This is a genomic window from Pseudomonas sp. GW822-FHT05A08, from assembly GCF_058800485.1.
On the sequence record NZ_CM179511.1, the window covers coordinates 6,116,811 to 6,131,871 of the forward strand.

Sequence of the window (15,061 nt, forward strand, 5' to 3'; positions counted from 1 at the left end):
GTCCAAGTGCCTCAGGACCTCAGTGCAACGCCTTGCGATTGAAGTCGCGCAGACGGAAGCCGAACAACGCCAGCATGCCGAAATAGGCCACCACGCCCGCCACCACCAGCACACCCAGACGCAGGAAGCGTGCGAGCATATTCCCCTGATCCCAGGCCGGCATGAACTGCATCAGCCCCAGCAACACCGCCGACATCACGCTCACCGCAACGACCAGCTTGATCGCAAACTTGCCCCAGCCAGGTTGCGGCAGGAACATCTGCTGCTTGCGCAGCTGATAGAACAGCAAACCCGCGTTGATACAGGCCCCGGCGCTGATCGCCAGCGCCAGGCCCGCATGTTTCAGCGGGCCGATGAACGCCAGGTTCAGCAGTTGCGTGACGATCAGGGTGAAAATCGCAATTTTCACCGGGGTACGGATGTTTTGCTGGGCATAGAAACCCGGTGCCAGCACCTTGATCACAATGATCGCGAGCAAACCGACCGAATACGCGACCAGCGCACGCTGGGTCATCGAGGCGTCGAAGGCGCTGAACTGGCCGTACTGGAACAGCGACACCGTCAATGGCTCCGCCAGAATCCCCAGGGCCAGCGCGCAAGGCAGCACCAGCATGAAGCACAGGCGCAGGCCCCAATCGAGAATCCGCGAATATTCATGCCGGTCCTTGTTGGCGTAAGTTTTGGCCAGCGTCGGTAGCAGGATCGTGCCCAATGCCACTCCCAGAACCCCTGAAGGCAGCTCCATCAGACGATCGGCGTAATACATCCAGGACACCGAGCCAGCCACCAGGAACGAGGCGAAGATGGTGTTGATGATCAGCGAGATCTGGCTCACCGAGACCCCGAGAATGGCCGGCAGCATCTGCTTCAGCACCCGCCAGACCCCAGTGTCGCGCAGGTTCAGGCGCGGTAGCACGAGCATGCCGATCTTTTTCAGGTGCGGCAGCTGATACAGCAACTGCGCCAGGCCACCCGCCAGAACCGCCCAGCCCAGGGCCATGACCGGCGGATCGAAATAAGGTGTCAGGAATACCGAGAAGACGATCATGGCGACGTTCAGCAACGTCGGCACGAACGCCGGGACCGAAAAGCGGTTCCAGGTATTGAGGATCGCCCCCGCCAGGGAGGACAACGAGATCAGCAATATATAAGGAAAGGTCACGCGCAACAGATCGGTGGTCAGCGTGAATTTTTCCGGGGTGTCGACAAAACCTGGCGCCGTCGCCCAGATCACCCAGGGCGCGGCGATGATCCCCAGCGCCGTCACCAGCGCCAGCACCAGGGTCAGCAGGCCGGACACATAGGCAATAAAGGTCCGGGTCGCCTCCTCACCCTGCTGGCTTTTGTATTCCGCCAGGATCGGCACAAAGGCCTGGGAAAAAGCCCCCTCGGCGAAGATGCGGCGCAGCAGGTTGGGTAGCTTGAAGGCAATGAAAAAGGCGTCCGTCGCCATTCCGGCGCCGAATGTGCGCGCAATGATGGTATCGCGCACGAACCCCAGAACCCGGGAAAGCATGGTGATAGAGCTGACAGCGGCCAACGACTTGAGCAGGTTCATGGAAAGGTTTTTTGCCTGTAGATAAACAGCAGGCGAACAATGCGCCCACTTGTGCGATACTCCGCGCCGCAACAGCACAGAGCCAAAGCTCGCGAGTTTACAGGTCAAGCGCCGGAAATAAATATCCCGCCTCTTCAGATCCAACCACTCAGCGGAACGCATCACCTGCCCTTGACAAGCCTTCAACTCATCGGCATGATTCGCGGCCTATTTTGTTTGCTATTTCCCAAAAAGTCTTTCGAGGAGCTCGACGGTGGCCAACTCACCTTCCGCCAAAAAACGTGCAAAACAGGCTGAGAAGCGTCGCAGCCACAACGCCAGCCTGCGTTCCATGGTTCGTACCTACATCAAGAATGTAGTTAAGGCCATCGACGCAAAAGACGCTGAAAAAGCGCAAGCTGCTTATGTTCTGGCCGTGCCAGTTATCGACCGCATGGCCGATAAAGGCATCATCCACAAGAACAAAGCTGCTCGCCATAAAGGTCGCCTGAATGGCCACATCAAGGCTCTGAACCTTGCTGCTGCAGCCTAAGCGACACGCTTGTTAAAAAACCGACCTCAGGGTCGGTTTTTTATTGCCTGCGATTTACTGCCTTGACCAGCAAACCACTATCGCCGGCAATCGAACATCGACCGGCAGCCCCTACAGGGAATAACCACTGCAGGAGCCAGCCCTGAAGACCATTACGGAGTCTGCGCCCAAGGCAGGATCGGAATCGCCGTCACCGCATTCTGCGGGCTGCCCTCGATCAACCGATCGCTATAGACCAGGTACACCAGGGTATTGCGCTTCTTGTCGAGGAAACGCACCACCTGCATGGTCTTGAACACCAGCGAAGTGCGCTCCTTGAATACCTCTTCGCCATCCTTGAGCTCACCCTTGAAGCTGATCGGGCCGACCTGACGACAGGCAATGGAGGCTTCGGCGCGATCCTCCGCCAGACCCAACCCACCCTTCACGCCACCGGTCTTGGCGCGCGACAGGTAGCAGGTCACGCCCTCCACCTTCGGATCATCGAAGGCCTCGACCACAATGCGGTCATTAGGCCCGACAAATTTGAACACTGTCGACACCTGGCCGATTTCTTCAGCGCAGGCCAGCAGCGGCATCGCCAACAGCAACCCCAACAACCCTTTTGCTACACGCATTGGTTTTTCCTTAGACCAGAATCAGGTTGTCACGGTGAACCAGCTCGGGCTCAGCCATGTACCCCAACAAACCGACAATCGCATCAGAGGACTGACCGATGATTTTTTGCGCTTCCAGGGCGCTGTAGTTGGCCAGGCCGCGAGCAATTTCACGCCCGTCCGGCGCCACGCATACCACCATCTCGCCACGACGGAAGCTGCCCTGAACCAGCTTGACCCCCACCGGCAGCAAGCTTTTGTTGCCCCGGGACAAGGCCGACACCGCACCATCATCCAACACCAGGGTACCTCGGGTTTGCAGGTGCCCAGCCAGCCATTGCTTGCGCGCCGCCAGCATGCCGCGCTCAGGCGACAGCAAGGTACCCAGGCGCTCACCCGCCTTGAGGCGATCCAGCACACGCTCCAGACGCCCACCGACAATGATGGTGTGCGCCCCGGAACGGGCTGCCAGACGCGCCGCGCGCAGCTTGGTCTGCATACCGCCACGCCCCAGCGCGCCACCCGTGCCGCCCGCCACTGCGTCCAGCGCCGGATCGTCGGCACGCGCCTCGTAAATCAGCTGGGCATCGGGATTATTACGGGGGTCCGCATCGAACATGCCGTCGCGATCCGTGAGAATCACCAGCAGATCGGCCTCAACCAGGTTGGCCACCAGGGCCGCCAGGGTGTCGTTGTCGCCGAAGCGGATCTCATCGGTAACCACGGTGTCGTTTTCATTGATGACCGGAATCACCTTGAGCTCGACCAGCGCACGCAAGGTGCTGCGGGCATTGAGGTAACGCTTGCGGTCGGACAGGTCGTCATGGGTCAGCAGAATCTGCGCGGTGTGCAAGCCGTGCTCGGCAAAGCTCGACTCCCAGGCCTGCACCAGGCCCATCTGGCCAATGGCCGCGGCCGCCTGCAGCTCATGCATCGCACTCGGTCGTGCGGTCCAGCCCAGGCGGCTCATGCCGGCCGCGACCGCGCCGGAGGAAACCAATACCAGCTCGACACCGGCCTCATGCAAGGCCACCATCTGCTCGACCCAGACACCCATTGCCGCGCGATCCAGCCCTTTGCCGTCCGCCGTCAGCAGCGCACTGCCGATCTTCACGACCCAGCGCTGCGCACCTGTCACCTTACTCCGCATCTTCTTCAACCTTAGCTTGAGAGCCACGCGACCGAGCGCGCCCATAAAGTTATTCGTGGCTACGTTTCCCGGATACTAAAACGCCGCTCAGTGAGCGGCGCTTGTAGTTTACTGCAACGAATCAGTCGCGGACGTAAATGATTTCCGGACCATCTTCGTCATCCACATCTTCCTCATCCCAATCATCGTCGCCGATGTCGTGCACGCTCTTCACGCCGCTGCGGCGCAGGGCACGCTGGTCGTCCAGAGCCTGCAGCTGGGCACGCGCCTCGTCCTCGATACGCTGATCGAGCTCGGCCAATTCGTCGGCGTAGGCCGGGTCGGCCGCCAGACGATCGGCACGATCTTCCAGATACCGCATGATGTCGCGACTCAGGCGCTCGGTACCGTCTTTGGAAATAGCCGAGATCACGTACACCGGACCGGTCCACTCCAGGCGATCGACGATCTCCTTGACCCGCGCCTCATGCTCTTCCTCGAGGATCTGGTCGCACTTGTTCAGCACCAGCCAGCGATCGCGCTCAGCCAGGGACGGGCTGAACTTGGTCAACTCATTGACGATCACTTCCGCCGCATCGGCCGGGCTGCTTTCATCCAGTGGCGCCATGTCCACGAGGTGCAACAGCAGACGGGTACGCGCCAGGTGCTTGAGGAAACGGATACCCAGGCCCGCACCATCCGAAGCGCCTTCGATCAGACCCGGAATGTCGGCGATCACGAAGCTCTTCCAGCGGTCGACACTGACCACGCCCAGGTTCGGCACCAGGGTCGTGAACGGATAGTCAGCCACTTTCGGCTTGGCCGCAGACACCGAACGAATGAAGGTGCTCTTGCCGGCATTCGGCAAGCCCAGCAGACCAACGTCCGCCAGCACTTTCAGCTCCAGCTTGAGGTCACGCTGCTCACCCGGCTTGCCCGGCGTGGTCTGGCGCGGCGCACGGTTGGTACTGGATTTGAAACGGGTGTTACCCAGACCGTGCCAGCCGCCCTGCACCACCAGCAAACGCTGACCGGCCTTGGTCAGGTCACCGATCACTTCCTGGGTCCCGGCGTCGATCACCGTGGTGCCGACCGGTACGCGCAGCTCGAGATCCTCACCCTTCTTGCCGGTGCAATCGGTACTGCCGCCATTGGAGCCGCGCTCGGCATCGAAATGACGGGTGTAGCGGTAGTCCACCAGGGTATTGAGGTTTTCGTCGGCGATCATGTAGATCGAGCCGCCATCACCACCATCACCACCGTTCGGACCACCGTTTTCGATGAACTTTTCCCGACGGAAACTCATGCAGCCATTGCCGCCGTCGCCAGCTTTTACTCGGATCGAAACTTCATCAACGAACTTCATAACAAAACGCCTCTCGCCGCACGGGCGAGCCGAAAAACACTAAGACATAAGACTCTTGCAAAAATGAGCGCAGCGACCCCGATCAACGGCCGTAACATCCAGCGCTGGCAGCCCATACAAACAGTTTTGCAAGAGACTCACCCCACAAACGAAAAAGCCCCGTCGCGAGACAGGGCTTTTCCAGCGATCGCGCAATTAAGCCGCGACGACGCTCACGTAACGACGACCGAAGGCGCCTTTTACTTCAAACTTGATCACGCCTTCGATTTTCGCGAAGAGGGTGTGATCCTTACCCATGCCAACGCCGTAGCCAGCGTGGAATTGGGTGCCGCGCTGACGCACGATGATGTTGCCGGCCTTGATGACCTGGCCGCCATACATCTTCACGCCAAGGCGTTTGGCTTCTGAGTCGCGACCGTTACGGGTACTACCACCAGCTTTTTTGTGTGCCATGAGTTCAATTCTCCTAGTGAGGAATTAGGCTGAAATTAAGCCTGAATACCGGTGATTTTGATCTCGGTGAACCACTGGCGGTGGCCCATACGCTTCATGTGGTGCTTACGGCGACGGAACTTGATGATGCGGACTTTATCGTGACGACCTTGGGAGATCACTTCAGCCTTGACGGTTGCGCCAGCAACAACAGGTGCGCCGATGTTCACGTCGTCGCCATTGGCAACCAACAGAACGCGGTCAAAAGTCACGGATTCGCCAGTGGCGATTTCCAGTTTTTCGATCTTCAGGTATTCACCTTCAGCGACCTTGTATTGCTTACCGCCGGTAACGATTACTGCGTACATGGTATTTCTCCGATAATCCTGCTCACCCAGCTCTTTATAAGAAGAGGTATTGGCTGGCATGGCTGCATGGGGCTGGAACGGCCCAAGTGCAATTGCGTAAGGCAGGTGCTGCCCAGGAAGTTCAGGGTGCGCGATTGTACGCAAGCTGTCTTGGCGATGCAAGGGGCCGTCCATCGCGCCTTGACAGCCCCGGACGTGGGTCCTAGCATGCCGCGCAACCCTTCTGGAGCACCTGTCGCTGATGCAACCCCAAGCTTTCTACCGCGCGGTGGCGGACGATTTTAGCGCCGTCGACGGCATCATCAAGAAGCAGCTGACCTCCCGAGTGCCGCTGGTATCGAAAATCGGCGACTACATTACCTCGGCCGGGGGTAAACGCCTGCGTCCTTTATTGGTGCTGCTGTGTGGCAAGGCCCTGGGTCGCGAAGGCGACGACCTGCGCCTGCTGGCCGCCACCATCGAATTCCTGCACACCGCCACCCTGCTGCATGACGACGTGGTCGACATGTCCGGCATGCGCCGCGGCCGCTCGACCGCCAACGCCATGTGGGGCAACGCCCCAAGCGTACTGGTGGGCGACTTCCTGTACTCGCGCTCCTTCGAGATGATGGTCGAGCTGGGCTCGATGCCAGTGATGAAAATCCTTTCGCAGGCCACCCGCATCATCGCCGAAGGCGAAGTGCTGCAGTTGTCGAAAGTCCGGGACGCCAGCACCACCGAAGAAACCTACATGGAAGTCATCCGCGGCAAGACTGCGATGCTCTTCGAGGCCTCGACCCACAGCGCCGCCGCCCTGGCCGGCGCCACCGAAGAGCAGAGCGAAGCCCTGCGCACCTTCGGCGATCACCTGGGCGTGGCCTTCCAACTGGTGGACGACCTGCTCGACTACCGTGGCGATGCGGAAACCCTGGGCAAGAACGTCGGCGACGACCTGGCCGAAGGCAAGCCGACCCTGCCGCTGATCTACACCATGCGCGAAGGCACGCCGGAACAGGCTGCCCTGGTGCGCCAGGCGATCCAGAAAGGCGGTATCGAAGACCTGGAAAGCATCCGCGCTGCCGTGGAGACCTCCGGTTCCCTGGACTACACCGCGCAACTGGCCCGCGACTATGTCGCTCGTGCCATTGCCTGCCTGGAAGCCCTGCCGCCGAGCGAATATCGCGACGCGCTGGTGGAACTGAGCGAATTCGCCGTAGCCCGCACCCACTAAGATCCGATTGCACACAAGCCCGCTCCTGCCCTGCGCAGGGGCGGGCTTGTTCGTGATGCTTTCGCCCACGATCCCCCGCTATACCCCATCCCCAAGCAAAACCCTATATAATGTGCGCTTTTTTAGCCTTCCTGAATCCGAGGAGCCTTAGTGAGCACGTTGCCACCCTGCCCGAAATGCAATTCCGAATACACCTATGAAGACGGCGCCCAACTGGTCTGCCCGGAATGCGCCCACGAATGGTCCGCCAACGGCGAAGCCGAGGCCGCATCCGATGAAACCGTGAAAAAGGACTCGGTCGGTAACGTCCTGCAAGACGGCGACACCATCACCGTGATCAAGGACCTCAAGGTCAAGGGCACCTCGCTGGTGGTCAAGGTCGGCACCAAGGTCAAGAACATCCGCCTGTGCGATGGCGACCACGACATCGACTGCAAGATCGACGGTATCGGCCCGATGAAGCTCAAGTCCGAGTTCGTCCGCAAGGTCTGATATTCCGGCTATCGCCCCGTGCCAGGCACGGGGTGAAGCCCTCCCCGCTCCCGTCAGACTCCCCTCATTTCCCGCTATATATCAAAAGGCCAGCCCTTTTGACCCACAACAATTTCCACACAGAAAAAAGCAGAAACCGCCAATAGGTACTTGCTATTCATTGAATAAGAATTATTCTCATTGAAACCCATCAAGGAGATGAGACTCATGACTTATTTGATCGACGCATGGCTGGACCGCCCACACCCTTACCTGAGAATCCTGCATCGGGAAACCGGGGAAGTCTGTGCGGTACTGGAAGAAGAAGCCTTGAACGAGCTGCAGGATCAGGGCGACCTGGACCTCAACGGCCTGAGCTCCAGCGAGCCAGTGGTGCTCAAGGAACTGGTGCGCAACCTGTTTCTGTTCTGCTATGCACGGGCCTTGCGCCCTGCTGGAACAGCCGAAGGGCAAGGCCTGAGCGCAAAAATACGTCTATGACCCCACCTGACCCCTCTGCCAAGGCAAGCCTTCTCGCGATCCCTACACCGCAAACACGGCGTATGGATCGCGAGCAAGCTCACCCCGGCAGCTGAGGCTTACAGAACGTCGAGCAGCTCGACGTCAAATACCAGAACGCTGTGCGGCGGGATGCTGCCAACGCCTTGCGCGCCGTAAGCCAGCTCGCTCGGCACGTACAGACGCCATTTGCTACCGGCATTCATCAGTTGCAGCGCCTCGGTCCAGCCAGCGATCACGCCGCCGACCGGGAATTCCGCAGGCTGGCCGCGCTCGTAGGAACTGTCGAACACAGTGCCGTCGATCAGGGTGCCGTGGTAGTGGGTACGCACGCTGTCTTCACGGGATGGCTTGGCGCCTTCGCCCTGGGTCAGCACTTCGAACTGCAGTCCGGAGGCCAGAGTGGTGATGCCTTCACGCTTGGCGTTTTCAGCCAGGAAAGCCAGGCCTGCGCCAGCAGCGGCTTCAGCCTTGGCAGCGGCTTCGGCCTGCATGATTTCGCGGATCACCTTGAAGCTGGCGGACATTTCTTCCTGGCCTACACGGCTAGGCTTGCCGGCGAACGCGTCGGTCAGGCCAGCCAGGATAGCGTCCAGGCTCACGCCCGGTGGCGGGTTGTCACGCAGCTGGTCGCCCAGCTGACGGCCGATACCGTAGCTGACGCGGGTTTCGTCGGTGGACAGATTTACTTCGGACATGACACTGCTCCGCTGTGCGGACGGCTCGGAAATCCGCCGTGCGGACACAGCGCATCCCGGGACGCCCGGAACCAAAAGGGCGAGCAGACTAGCACAGATGCCATGGCGATGATGAACGTGTGTCCCGCCTGTCAGGCCGAGCGGACGGCGAGGGGCACCCGCAGGCTGTCATCGGTACCGGCCGAGAGGCCACACATCTCGTCATGCACTGAGGCATGGATCAGGTTGAAGGGCAGCTTGGGAAAGGCGTGCAACACTTCCCGGGCATGCTCCACCGAACGCAGATGCAACATCTGACCGTGGGCATCGCTCAACGGATAGGCCGCCCCATGCATCCGCGCCTCGAGCAGATAGATGCCGCCTTCGAGGGAGATCAGGTTCAGCTCGTCGATTTTTCCGGCGACGGCATAAGCATTCAACTCGTGCAGGTTCATGAGTGCACCTCGCGCAGTTCAAGCCCGTGACCTTTACAGGGATATGCCTCGGCCGGTAAAAGCACAAGCCACAAACGACGCCGCCCGTCCGTTTCACAACGGCCGGGCGGCGCGGCTACAGCGGTGACCCAGGCGATCAGTGCTTGGTCAGCTTGTCCAGGTAGCCCATGGCGAAGGCCGAAATCACAAAGGTCATGTGGATGATCACGTACCACATCAGGTACTGCGGCTCGATGTTCTTCGCATCCATGAATACCCGCAGCAGATGGATCGAGGAGATCGCCACAATGGACGCGGCCACCTTCATCTTCAGCGAGGAGGAGTCCATCTTGCCCAGCCAGTTGAGCTTTTCCTTGTCCTCGTCGATGTCCAGCTGGGACACGAAGTTCTCGTAGCCGGAGATCATCACCATCACCAACAGGCCACCGACCAGCGCCATGTCGATCAACGACAGCAGCACCAGGATCAGATCGGACTCGGCCATGCTGAACACGTTGGGAATGACGTGGAAGACTTCCTGGAAGAACTTCAGCGCCAGGGCCAGCAGCCCCAACGACAGACCAAAGTAGATCGGCGCCAGCAGCCAGCGCGAGGCGTACATTGCATTCTCGATAAAACGTTCCATTGAATCTCACACAGGTCTGAAAACGGCGGCGAGTATATCAGCCGCCCAAAAGCCCATAAACCGCAACCAAATCCATTACCTGCGCGTCTGCCAAAGCGTTTTCTGCTAGTGTCGGAATCACGTGAACAGCTCAATGACATCGGACAGGAAGCCTGGAGAATGGATTTGCGATTGCCTTTGGCGGGTACCGGCCTGTGTATCGCGGTACTGCTCAGCAGCGGCTGCTCGCCCAGCGACGAGAAGCAGCAAGTCAGCCTGGAACAGAAAACCGCACAGTTCGAACAATCCCTGGACGCTATCCAGGACCCCAAGCTCAAGGACGCCATCGCCGACCTGGGCGGTTCGCTGTTACTGCTCGAACGCGCGCAACTGCGGCTCCAGAACAAGCCCATAGAGACCGAATACGGCGATGACGCCCTGGCCCTGCTCAAGCACTACCCCAGCCCGCAGGCGCTGGTCGACACCTACCTCAACGGTCTGTTCGTACTGCGCAAGACCTCCAATTCCGACTACCTGACCGACCTGCAGCCGGTGTTTCCCTTCAGCTTCAACATGCCGGCGCAATTCCCCTTCCCCCACGGCCTGGAATGGCAATCCGTGACCCTGAGCAACGGCAAGGTCATCGCCTTCCAACCCGAATGGTCGGAAACCGATCCCGGCATCCAGTTGAGCCCGTCCAGTTCCAACCTGACCAACCCGGATGACCTGACGGTGACCTACCCGTTCATCGAAGGCCTGGAAGTCGAAAACAAGAACCAGCCCCAACCCGTGACGCTGCAAGGCAAGGCCGAAGTGATCGCGCCACACCAGGTCCTCACCTTCGAACTGGGCAAGGCCGATATCGGCAAGCAACGCAGCGACAAGAATGTCAGCGTGAAACTGCTGTCCCTGGACAAGAACAGCGCCGAAATCGAGTTGACCAACAGCGCCCCACTGTCGCCCGAACTCAGCGAGACGCCGCTCAACCCATTGCTGGTGCAGGCACGGGACACTACCGGGCAGATCCTTTCGCGCTCCGGGTCGATCAACGAAAATAGCCAACAGATCGCCTTCTACACCAAACAGCTCAGCGAAATGCAGAAACAGGAGGCCTGGAGCCAAGCGTTCGAGCAGCAGCTTGAAAATGAGCGCAAAGCCTTCGAGCGCGAACAGCGCAGCCATTACACCAAGGTGTATTTCAACGGCCTGATCGACAAGCTCGAAGTCAATGTGCTGGACTTCTCCGCAGCCACCATCACCCGCAAAGACCTCAATCTGCCGGTGCGACGTTTCGACCCTCTGACCACCGACAGCAAGATCCAGCCCCTGCCCATGCCGGTAGTGGTGTATGACGATCAGGCACCGAACTACCTCAAGGGCGCCAACCTCGACCAAGAAACCTTGAAGAAAAGCGTGGTCGTTCATCAATCCACCGAGGACGCCAGCGCGGCGCGGATCGAGTTCGACCACCCGAGAACCTTCAATGACGAGTTGCTGGGCACGTCCTTCTCCACCGGCGACAGCCCCGTGACCTTCTTCACTCAGAACGAAAACGGCAAACGCGGCGAGCCCATCGAACTGCCATCGGAGGCAGTCGAGGTCGATCCGATGCGCAGCTCGATCACTTACGACCTGACTCTGTTCCCGGAAACCCCGGCTTACGCCGTCGGTGCGATCCCGCTGTTCCTGGCCAGCATCGAGAAGAAAGCCCTGCCCGTCAGCCAGCTTCCCAAAGGCCTGGAGCTGCGGGGCAATGCGCTGATCGTCGACCAGCGCCTGTTCCCGGCCGAGGCCTGGCGTTTCTACGCCAAGGACGCCAGCGGCCAGTACCTGAAGGAGATTCTTGCAGTCAGCCATGAGGCGCCGGCAAACGGCCCGGCCTTGTTCGACGTGCATTACTTCTATGGACAGCCCACCGAGCTGGAAACCTACCAGCGCAGCGAACTCAATACCGTCGAATATGGCTTTGAGGTCAAGCTCGACAAGCTGGAGAACCCACCACCCGCCGAGTAGGACTCAGCGGTAGGGACTAATGGGAGATTGCGTCAATGGCGGCAGCGTTCGCCATTGATCTGCCGTAGTTGCGCCTGAAGGTGCAGGCACCAGATCTGCGGATCGTCGGCCAACTCATAACCATGGGTGGTCAGGCTTTCGACGATGGAATCAAGGATGGATTCGGCCACGCTGGGACCGCAGAAAGGTCCCTGGGCCTTGATGGCCGAAGGTTGCTCGCCAGCCATTCCGGCCGCGAACAGTAGGGTCCACATTCCGTTATCTCCCGCCAGCGGGCGGATACTGCATTCGATACGGGTGACCAGGCCAAGACACTGGCGGGTAAGGCAGAGGTTGCGCGACATGGCGGCGACCCTCGGTAGATCCGGTATTCAGCCCTCATGTGAAGACTGTTTCGATCCAGTGACGACTGTCGTTCTCCTTGCCTGAGAATAGGAAGAAAAGCCTGAGAAGCAAAGTTGACCGGCTGAACAGGCGCCGAATGGTCTATTCACGAAAGTTGACGCCAGCGGACCGGCGCCGCGACGAAGGCCAAGCCCTCGTCGCGGCAAGGCTCATGCCGGCTTGGTTTGTGCCAATGCCTCTTGCGCCTGCTCTTTTTCCGCTTCCTTGAGGTCCTCCTCGCTGACCATTTCAGCGATGACCCGCAGGCGCTCCACCACCCGCGCGTTGACGCTGCCTTCCGGGAACTGGCCATCCGCATCCGGCTCGCCCGCGGGCTCGCCGACCAGCAGGCTCAGGGCCTCGTCAGCCTGGCGCACGGCATACACGTGGAATTGCCCGGCGCGGACCGCCGCCAGCACCTTCTCATCGAGCATCAGGGTGGCGACGTTGGCGTGAGGAATGATCGCACCTTGCTCGCCCGTCAGGCCCCGAGCTTCGCAGAGGCGGAAGAAGCCTTCGATCTTCTCGTTGACCCCGCCAACCGCCTGCACTTCGCCGAACTGGTTGATCGATCCGGTAATGGCAAAACATTGCTTGAGCGGGGTTTTCGACAAGGCCGAGATCAGCGTGCACGCCTCGCCCAGCGACGCACTGTCGCCATCGACGTAACCGTAGGATTGCTCCAGCGCGATGCTTGCCGAGATCGCCAGGGGGAATTCCTGGGCGTAACGACTGCCCAGGTAGCCAGTGAGAATCATCACGCCCTTGGAGTGAATCGGCTGACCGAGATTGACCTCGCGCTCGATGTCGACGATACCGCTGCCCCCCGGGTAGACCGTGGCGGAAATCCGCGCCGGCACGCCAAAGGCCGAGTCGCCCACTTCCAGCACCGTCAGCCCGTTGCACTTGCCCACGGCGGCGCCATCGGTGTCGATCAGAATGATCCCCGCCAGCATGTCGTCGAGAATCCGCGCCGAAACCCGCCCGGTACGGGTGGCCTTGGCTTTGAGTGCCCGTTCGATGTGCCCGGCATCGGTCATCTCGTCCGAGGCCAGGTGACGGATGAAGTCCGCCTCGCTGACCAGCTGGAACAGATCGCCAATACGCGCTGACAAGCGCCCCTGGTGCTCCGCCAGCCGGGCGCTGTAGGTTGCCAGGCGCGCCACCGCATCCGCGGTCAGCGGCGCCATGCCTTCTTCGGAAGTGCGGGTCTTCAGCAGTTGGGCGAACTGTTCGAGGCTCTCGTCCACCATCGGGATGTCTTCGTCGAAGTCCACCAGTACGCGGAACATTTCCTGGAAGTCCGGATCCAGGTCCTGCAGCGTGTAGTACAGCTGGCGGGCACCAATGATCACGACCTTGACCTGCAACGGGATGTGTTGCGGGGTCAGGGTCACGGTGGCCAGGCGTCCCAGTTCGCCCAGCGGCGACTCCATCTTCAGCTTGCGCGATTGCAGGGCCCGCTTGAGGGCATCCCAGACAAAGGGTTCGCTGAGCATCTTCTCGGCTTCGAGAATCAGGAAACCGCCGTTGGCCCGATGCAGGGCACCCGGACGCAACTGCCGGTAAGTGGTGTAGAGCGCGCCCTGGTCGGTGCTGTATTCAATGCGGCCAAACAGGTTGTCGTAGGTCGGGTGCGGCTCGAACACCACCGGCGCGCCGCCACTGGCCGGGTGACCGACCACCAGGCTCGGGCCGTACTGTTCTTCCAGCAGCTTGCGGGCCACGGCGTCGGTCTTGCTGTCGTCCACCAGTTGCTCGACCACGGTCTTGAGCAGGTACACCTGCATGGCTTGCAGGTAGCCGCATACACCGGCGTTTTCCGCGTACTTCTCGGACAGCGGCGCCAGCAGCGGCTGCAAGGCCAGGGTGATGGTTTCTTCGTTGAGGTGACGCAGCTGGTTGCTCGACTCGCGCTTCCACTGCGGCAGGCTCGCCAGTTCTTCGTTGAGGCGCTCTTCCAGGGCGGAAATGTCCTCATGGAAACGCTCGCGATCGGCTTCGGGCAATTGCGCGAACTCGGCCTCGTCCAGCGCCTTGCCGTCGAGCATCGGGGTGAAGGCGATATTGCTGCTGTCGCGGTACAGCGCGACGTCCTTCTCCAGCGCCAGGCGCTCGATAACGTCGAGGGCACGGTCGTAACGCTGGTTGAACGCGCGGTCGATGGCGCTTTTCTTCTGCTGATAGGACGGATGCTCGAAGACCGCCGGAAAGGTCGCCAGCAAATTGTCGATCAGGCCGTTGATGTCACTGATGAACGCACCCGCGGCCCCCGAAGGCAGCTCCAGCGCGCGTGGCTCGCGCGGCTCATCGAAATTGTTGACGTAGACCCAGTCGGACGGGGTCTGCAGACGTTTGCCTTCAGCCTTCAGGTAGCGTTTGACGAAAGAGAAGCGGCCAGTGCCGGGCTCGCCCATGACAAAGACGTTGTAACCGGGGCGAGGCATGGCCACACCGAACTGCAAGGCTTCGACCGCACGTTCCTGGCCAAGCACACCGCGAAAGGGCTCCAAATCATTGGTGGTCGAGAAGCTGAACTGTTCAGCGGAAAACGGACGGGTCAGCGCTTCGGGCGCTAGACGCAAGCTGGCAGCAACAGGATCAGGCATCGGGCTTCCTTACATCAGACGGGGCAGATGGGGCATTCTGGCGCCGGGTACAGCGGCTGGCAAGGCGCGACGCAGCGAAAGCGCGGGCAAATCCCCGGCCCCACGCAGACAGCATAAAAACCGTCTATTTCAAGGAAT

16 protein-coding genes are annotated in these 15,061 nt (G+C 60.3%); 5 read left to right on the forward strand and 11 right to left on the reverse strand.

Translation table 11 applies throughout. The features are described from left to right. Positions 1-19 precede the first annotated feature (19 nt). Positions 20-1,558 carry a murein biosynthesis integral membrane protein MurJ gene (gene murJ / locus AC3RCP_RS27630; RefSeq protein WP_062824545.1) on the reverse strand — a complete coding sequence of 513 codons (1,539 nt, stop codon included), beginning with the start codon at positions 1,556-1,558 and terminating at the stop codon, positions 20-22. Between the two features lie 253 nt (positions 1,559-1,811). On the opposite strand from murJ, the gene rpsT reads away from it, so the two are divergent. Then, on the forward strand, positions 1,812-2,090 hold the full coding sequence (rpsT, locus tag AC3RCP_RS27635; RefSeq protein ID WP_007924739.1) for a 30S ribosomal protein S20: 279 nt from the start codon (positions 1,812-1,814) through the stop codon (positions 2,088-2,090). 152 nt (positions 2,091-2,242) lie between these two features. Here the strand turns inward: rpsT and AC3RCP_RS27640 are convergent, their stop codons facing one another. The 5 genes from AC3RCP_RS27640 to rplU form a co-directional block, all read right to left on the reverse strand. Beyond that, a complete protein-coding gene (locus AC3RCP_RS27640) occupies positions 2,243-2,707 on the reverse strand; it encodes a CreA family protein (RefSeq protein ID WP_007924741.1) in 465 nt (154 codons plus the stop codon). 10 nt (positions 2,708-2,717) lie between these two features. After that, positions 2,718-3,836 (reverse strand): glutamate 5-kinase, encoded by a 1,119-nt coding sequence (gene proB, locus AC3RCP_RS27645; protein WP_101339177.1) that lies wholly within the window; start codon positions 3,834-3,836, stop codon positions 2,718-2,720. Positions 3,837-3,957: 121 nt separating this feature from the next. Further along, a complete protein-coding gene (gene cgtA, locus AC3RCP_RS27650; protein WP_007924745.1) occupies positions 3,958-5,181 on the reverse strand; it encodes an Obg family GTPase CgtA in 1,224 nt (407 codons plus the stop codon). Positions 5,182-5,376: 195 nt separating this feature from the next. After that, entirely contained in the window at positions 5,377-5,634 is a 258-nt protein-coding gene (gene rpmA / locus AC3RCP_RS27655; RefSeq protein ID WP_003228360.1) for a 50S ribosomal protein L27, read from the reverse strand. Between the two features lie 35 nt (positions 5,635-5,669). Then, a complete protein-coding gene (gene rplU, locus AC3RCP_RS27660) occupies positions 5,670-5,981 on the reverse strand; it encodes a 50S ribosomal protein L21 (RefSeq protein WP_007924746.1) in 312 nt (103 codons plus the stop codon). 241 nt (positions 5,982-6,222) lie between these two features. Here rplU and AC3RCP_RS27665 point away from each other — a divergent pair, with 241 nt between their 5' ends. From AC3RCP_RS27665 to AC3RCP_RS27675, 3 genes are all read left to right on the forward strand, one after another. Then, entirely contained in the window at positions 6,223-7,191 is a 969-nt protein-coding gene (locus AC3RCP_RS27665; RefSeq protein ID WP_492571855.1) for a polyprenyl synthetase family protein, read from the forward strand. A 150-nt stretch (positions 7,192-7,341) separates the two neighbouring features. Next, a complete protein-coding gene (locus tag AC3RCP_RS27670; RefSeq protein ID WP_007924748.1) occupies positions 7,342-7,683 on the forward strand; it encodes a zinc ribbon domain-containing protein YjdM in 342 nt (113 codons plus the stop codon). 207 nt (positions 7,684-7,890) lie between these two features. Then, positions 7,891-8,163, forward strand: coding sequence for a PA4570 family protein (locus AC3RCP_RS27675; RefSeq protein ID WP_009045712.1), 273 nt, complete (start codon positions 7,891-7,893; stop codon positions 8,161-8,163). A 98-nt stretch (positions 8,164-8,261) separates the two neighbouring features. On the opposite strand, the gene bamJ is transcribed toward AC3RCP_RS27675, so the two are convergent. The 3 genes from bamJ to AC3RCP_RS27690 form a co-directional block, all read right to left on the reverse strand. Then, a complete protein-coding gene (gene bamJ / locus AC3RCP_RS27680) occupies positions 8,262-8,879 on the reverse strand; it encodes a BamJ family beta-barrel-assembly machinery protein (protein ID WP_007924751.1) in 618 nt (205 codons plus the stop codon). Between the two features lie 131 nt (positions 8,880-9,010). After that, complete coding sequence (locus AC3RCP_RS27685) at positions 9,011-9,313, reverse strand: DUF6482 family protein (protein ID WP_009045713.1); 303 nt, start codon at positions 9,311-9,313, stop codon at positions 9,011-9,013. A 136-nt stretch (positions 9,314-9,449) separates the two neighbouring features. Beyond that, positions 9,450-9,938, reverse strand: coding sequence for a TIGR00645 family protein (locus AC3RCP_RS27690; RefSeq protein WP_007924753.1), 489 nt, complete (start codon positions 9,936-9,938; stop codon positions 9,450-9,452). A gap of 159 nt (positions 9,939-10,097) precedes the next feature. Between AC3RCP_RS27690 and AC3RCP_RS27695 the strand changes: the two genes are divergently transcribed. Then, positions 10,098-11,930, forward strand: a complete 1,833-nt coding sequence (locus AC3RCP_RS27695; protein ID WP_492571856.1) for a hypothetical protein — start codon at positions 10,098-10,100, stop codon at positions 11,928-11,930. A 32-nt stretch (positions 11,931-11,962) separates the two neighbouring features. Here AC3RCP_RS27695 and AC3RCP_RS27700 read toward each other — a convergent pair whose 3' ends face one another. Both AC3RCP_RS27700 and AC3RCP_RS27705 read right to left on the reverse strand, forming a co-directional pair. Then, a complete protein-coding gene (locus tag AC3RCP_RS27700; protein WP_007924756.1) occupies positions 11,963-12,274 on the reverse strand; it encodes a PA4575 family protein in 312 nt (103 codons plus the stop codon). A 210-nt stretch (positions 12,275-12,484) separates the two neighbouring features. Continuing rightward, positions 12,485-14,923 carry a Lon protease family protein gene (locus AC3RCP_RS27705; RefSeq protein WP_007924759.1) on the reverse strand — a complete coding sequence of 813 codons (2,439 nt, stop codon included), beginning with the start codon at positions 14,921-14,923 and terminating at the stop codon, positions 12,485-12,487. Positions 14,924-15,061 lie beyond the last annotated feature (138 nt).

Bases quoted from the DNA above. Each gene is read 5' to 3' on its own strand.
- murJ (WP_062824545.1), bottom strand. From the start codon at position 1,558: ATGAACCTGCTCAAGTCGTTGGCCGCTGTCAGCTCTATCACCATGCTT.
- AC3RCP_RS27640 (WP_007924741.1), bottom strand. From the start codon at position 2,707: ATGCGTGTAGCAAAAGGGTTGTTGGGGTTGCTGTTGGCGATGCCGCTG.
- proB (WP_101339177.1), bottom strand. From the start codon at position 3,836: ATGCGGAGTAAGGTGACAGGTGCGCAGCGCTGGGTCGTGAAGATCGGC.
- cgtA (WP_007924745.1), bottom strand. From the start codon at position 5,181: ATGAAGTTCGTTGATGAAGTTTCGATCCGAGTAAAAGCTGGCGACGGC.
- rpmA (WP_003228360.1), bottom strand. From the start codon at position 5,634: ATGGCACACAAAAAAGCTGGTGGTAGTACCCGTAACGGTCGCGACTCA.
- rplU (WP_007924746.1), bottom strand. From the start codon at position 5,981: ATGTACGCAGTAATCGTTACCGGCGGTAAGCAATACAAGGTCGCTGAA.
- AC3RCP_RS27665 (WP_492571855.1), top strand. From the start codon at position 6,223: ATGCAACCCCAAGCTTTCTACCGCGCGGTGGCGGACGATTTTAGCGCC.
- AC3RCP_RS27675 (WP_009045712.1), top strand. From the start codon at position 7,891: ATGACTTATTTGATCGACGCATGGCTGGACCGCCCACACCCTTACCTG.
- bamJ (WP_007924751.1), bottom strand. From the start codon at position 8,879: ATGTCCGAAGTAAATCTGTCCACCGACGAAACCCGCGTCAGCTACGGT.
- AC3RCP_RS27685 (WP_009045713.1), bottom strand. From the start codon at position 9,313: ATGAACCTGCACGAGTTGAATGCTTATGCCGTCGCCGGAAAAATCGAC.
- AC3RCP_RS27690 (WP_007924753.1), bottom strand. From the start codon at position 9,938: ATGGAACGTTTTATCGAGAATGCAATGTACGCCTCGCGCTGGCTGCTG.
- AC3RCP_RS27695 (WP_492571856.1), top strand. From the start codon at position 10,098: ATGGATTTGCGATTGCCTTTGGCGGGTACCGGCCTGTGTATCGCGGTA.
- AC3RCP_RS27700 (WP_007924756.1), bottom strand. From the start codon at position 12,274: ATGTCGCGCAACCTCTGCCTTACCCGCCAGTGTCTTGGCCTGGTCACC.
- AC3RCP_RS27705 (WP_007924759.1), bottom strand. From the start codon at position 14,923: ATGCCTGATCCTGTTGCTGCCAGCTTGCGTCTAGCGCCCGAAGCGCTG.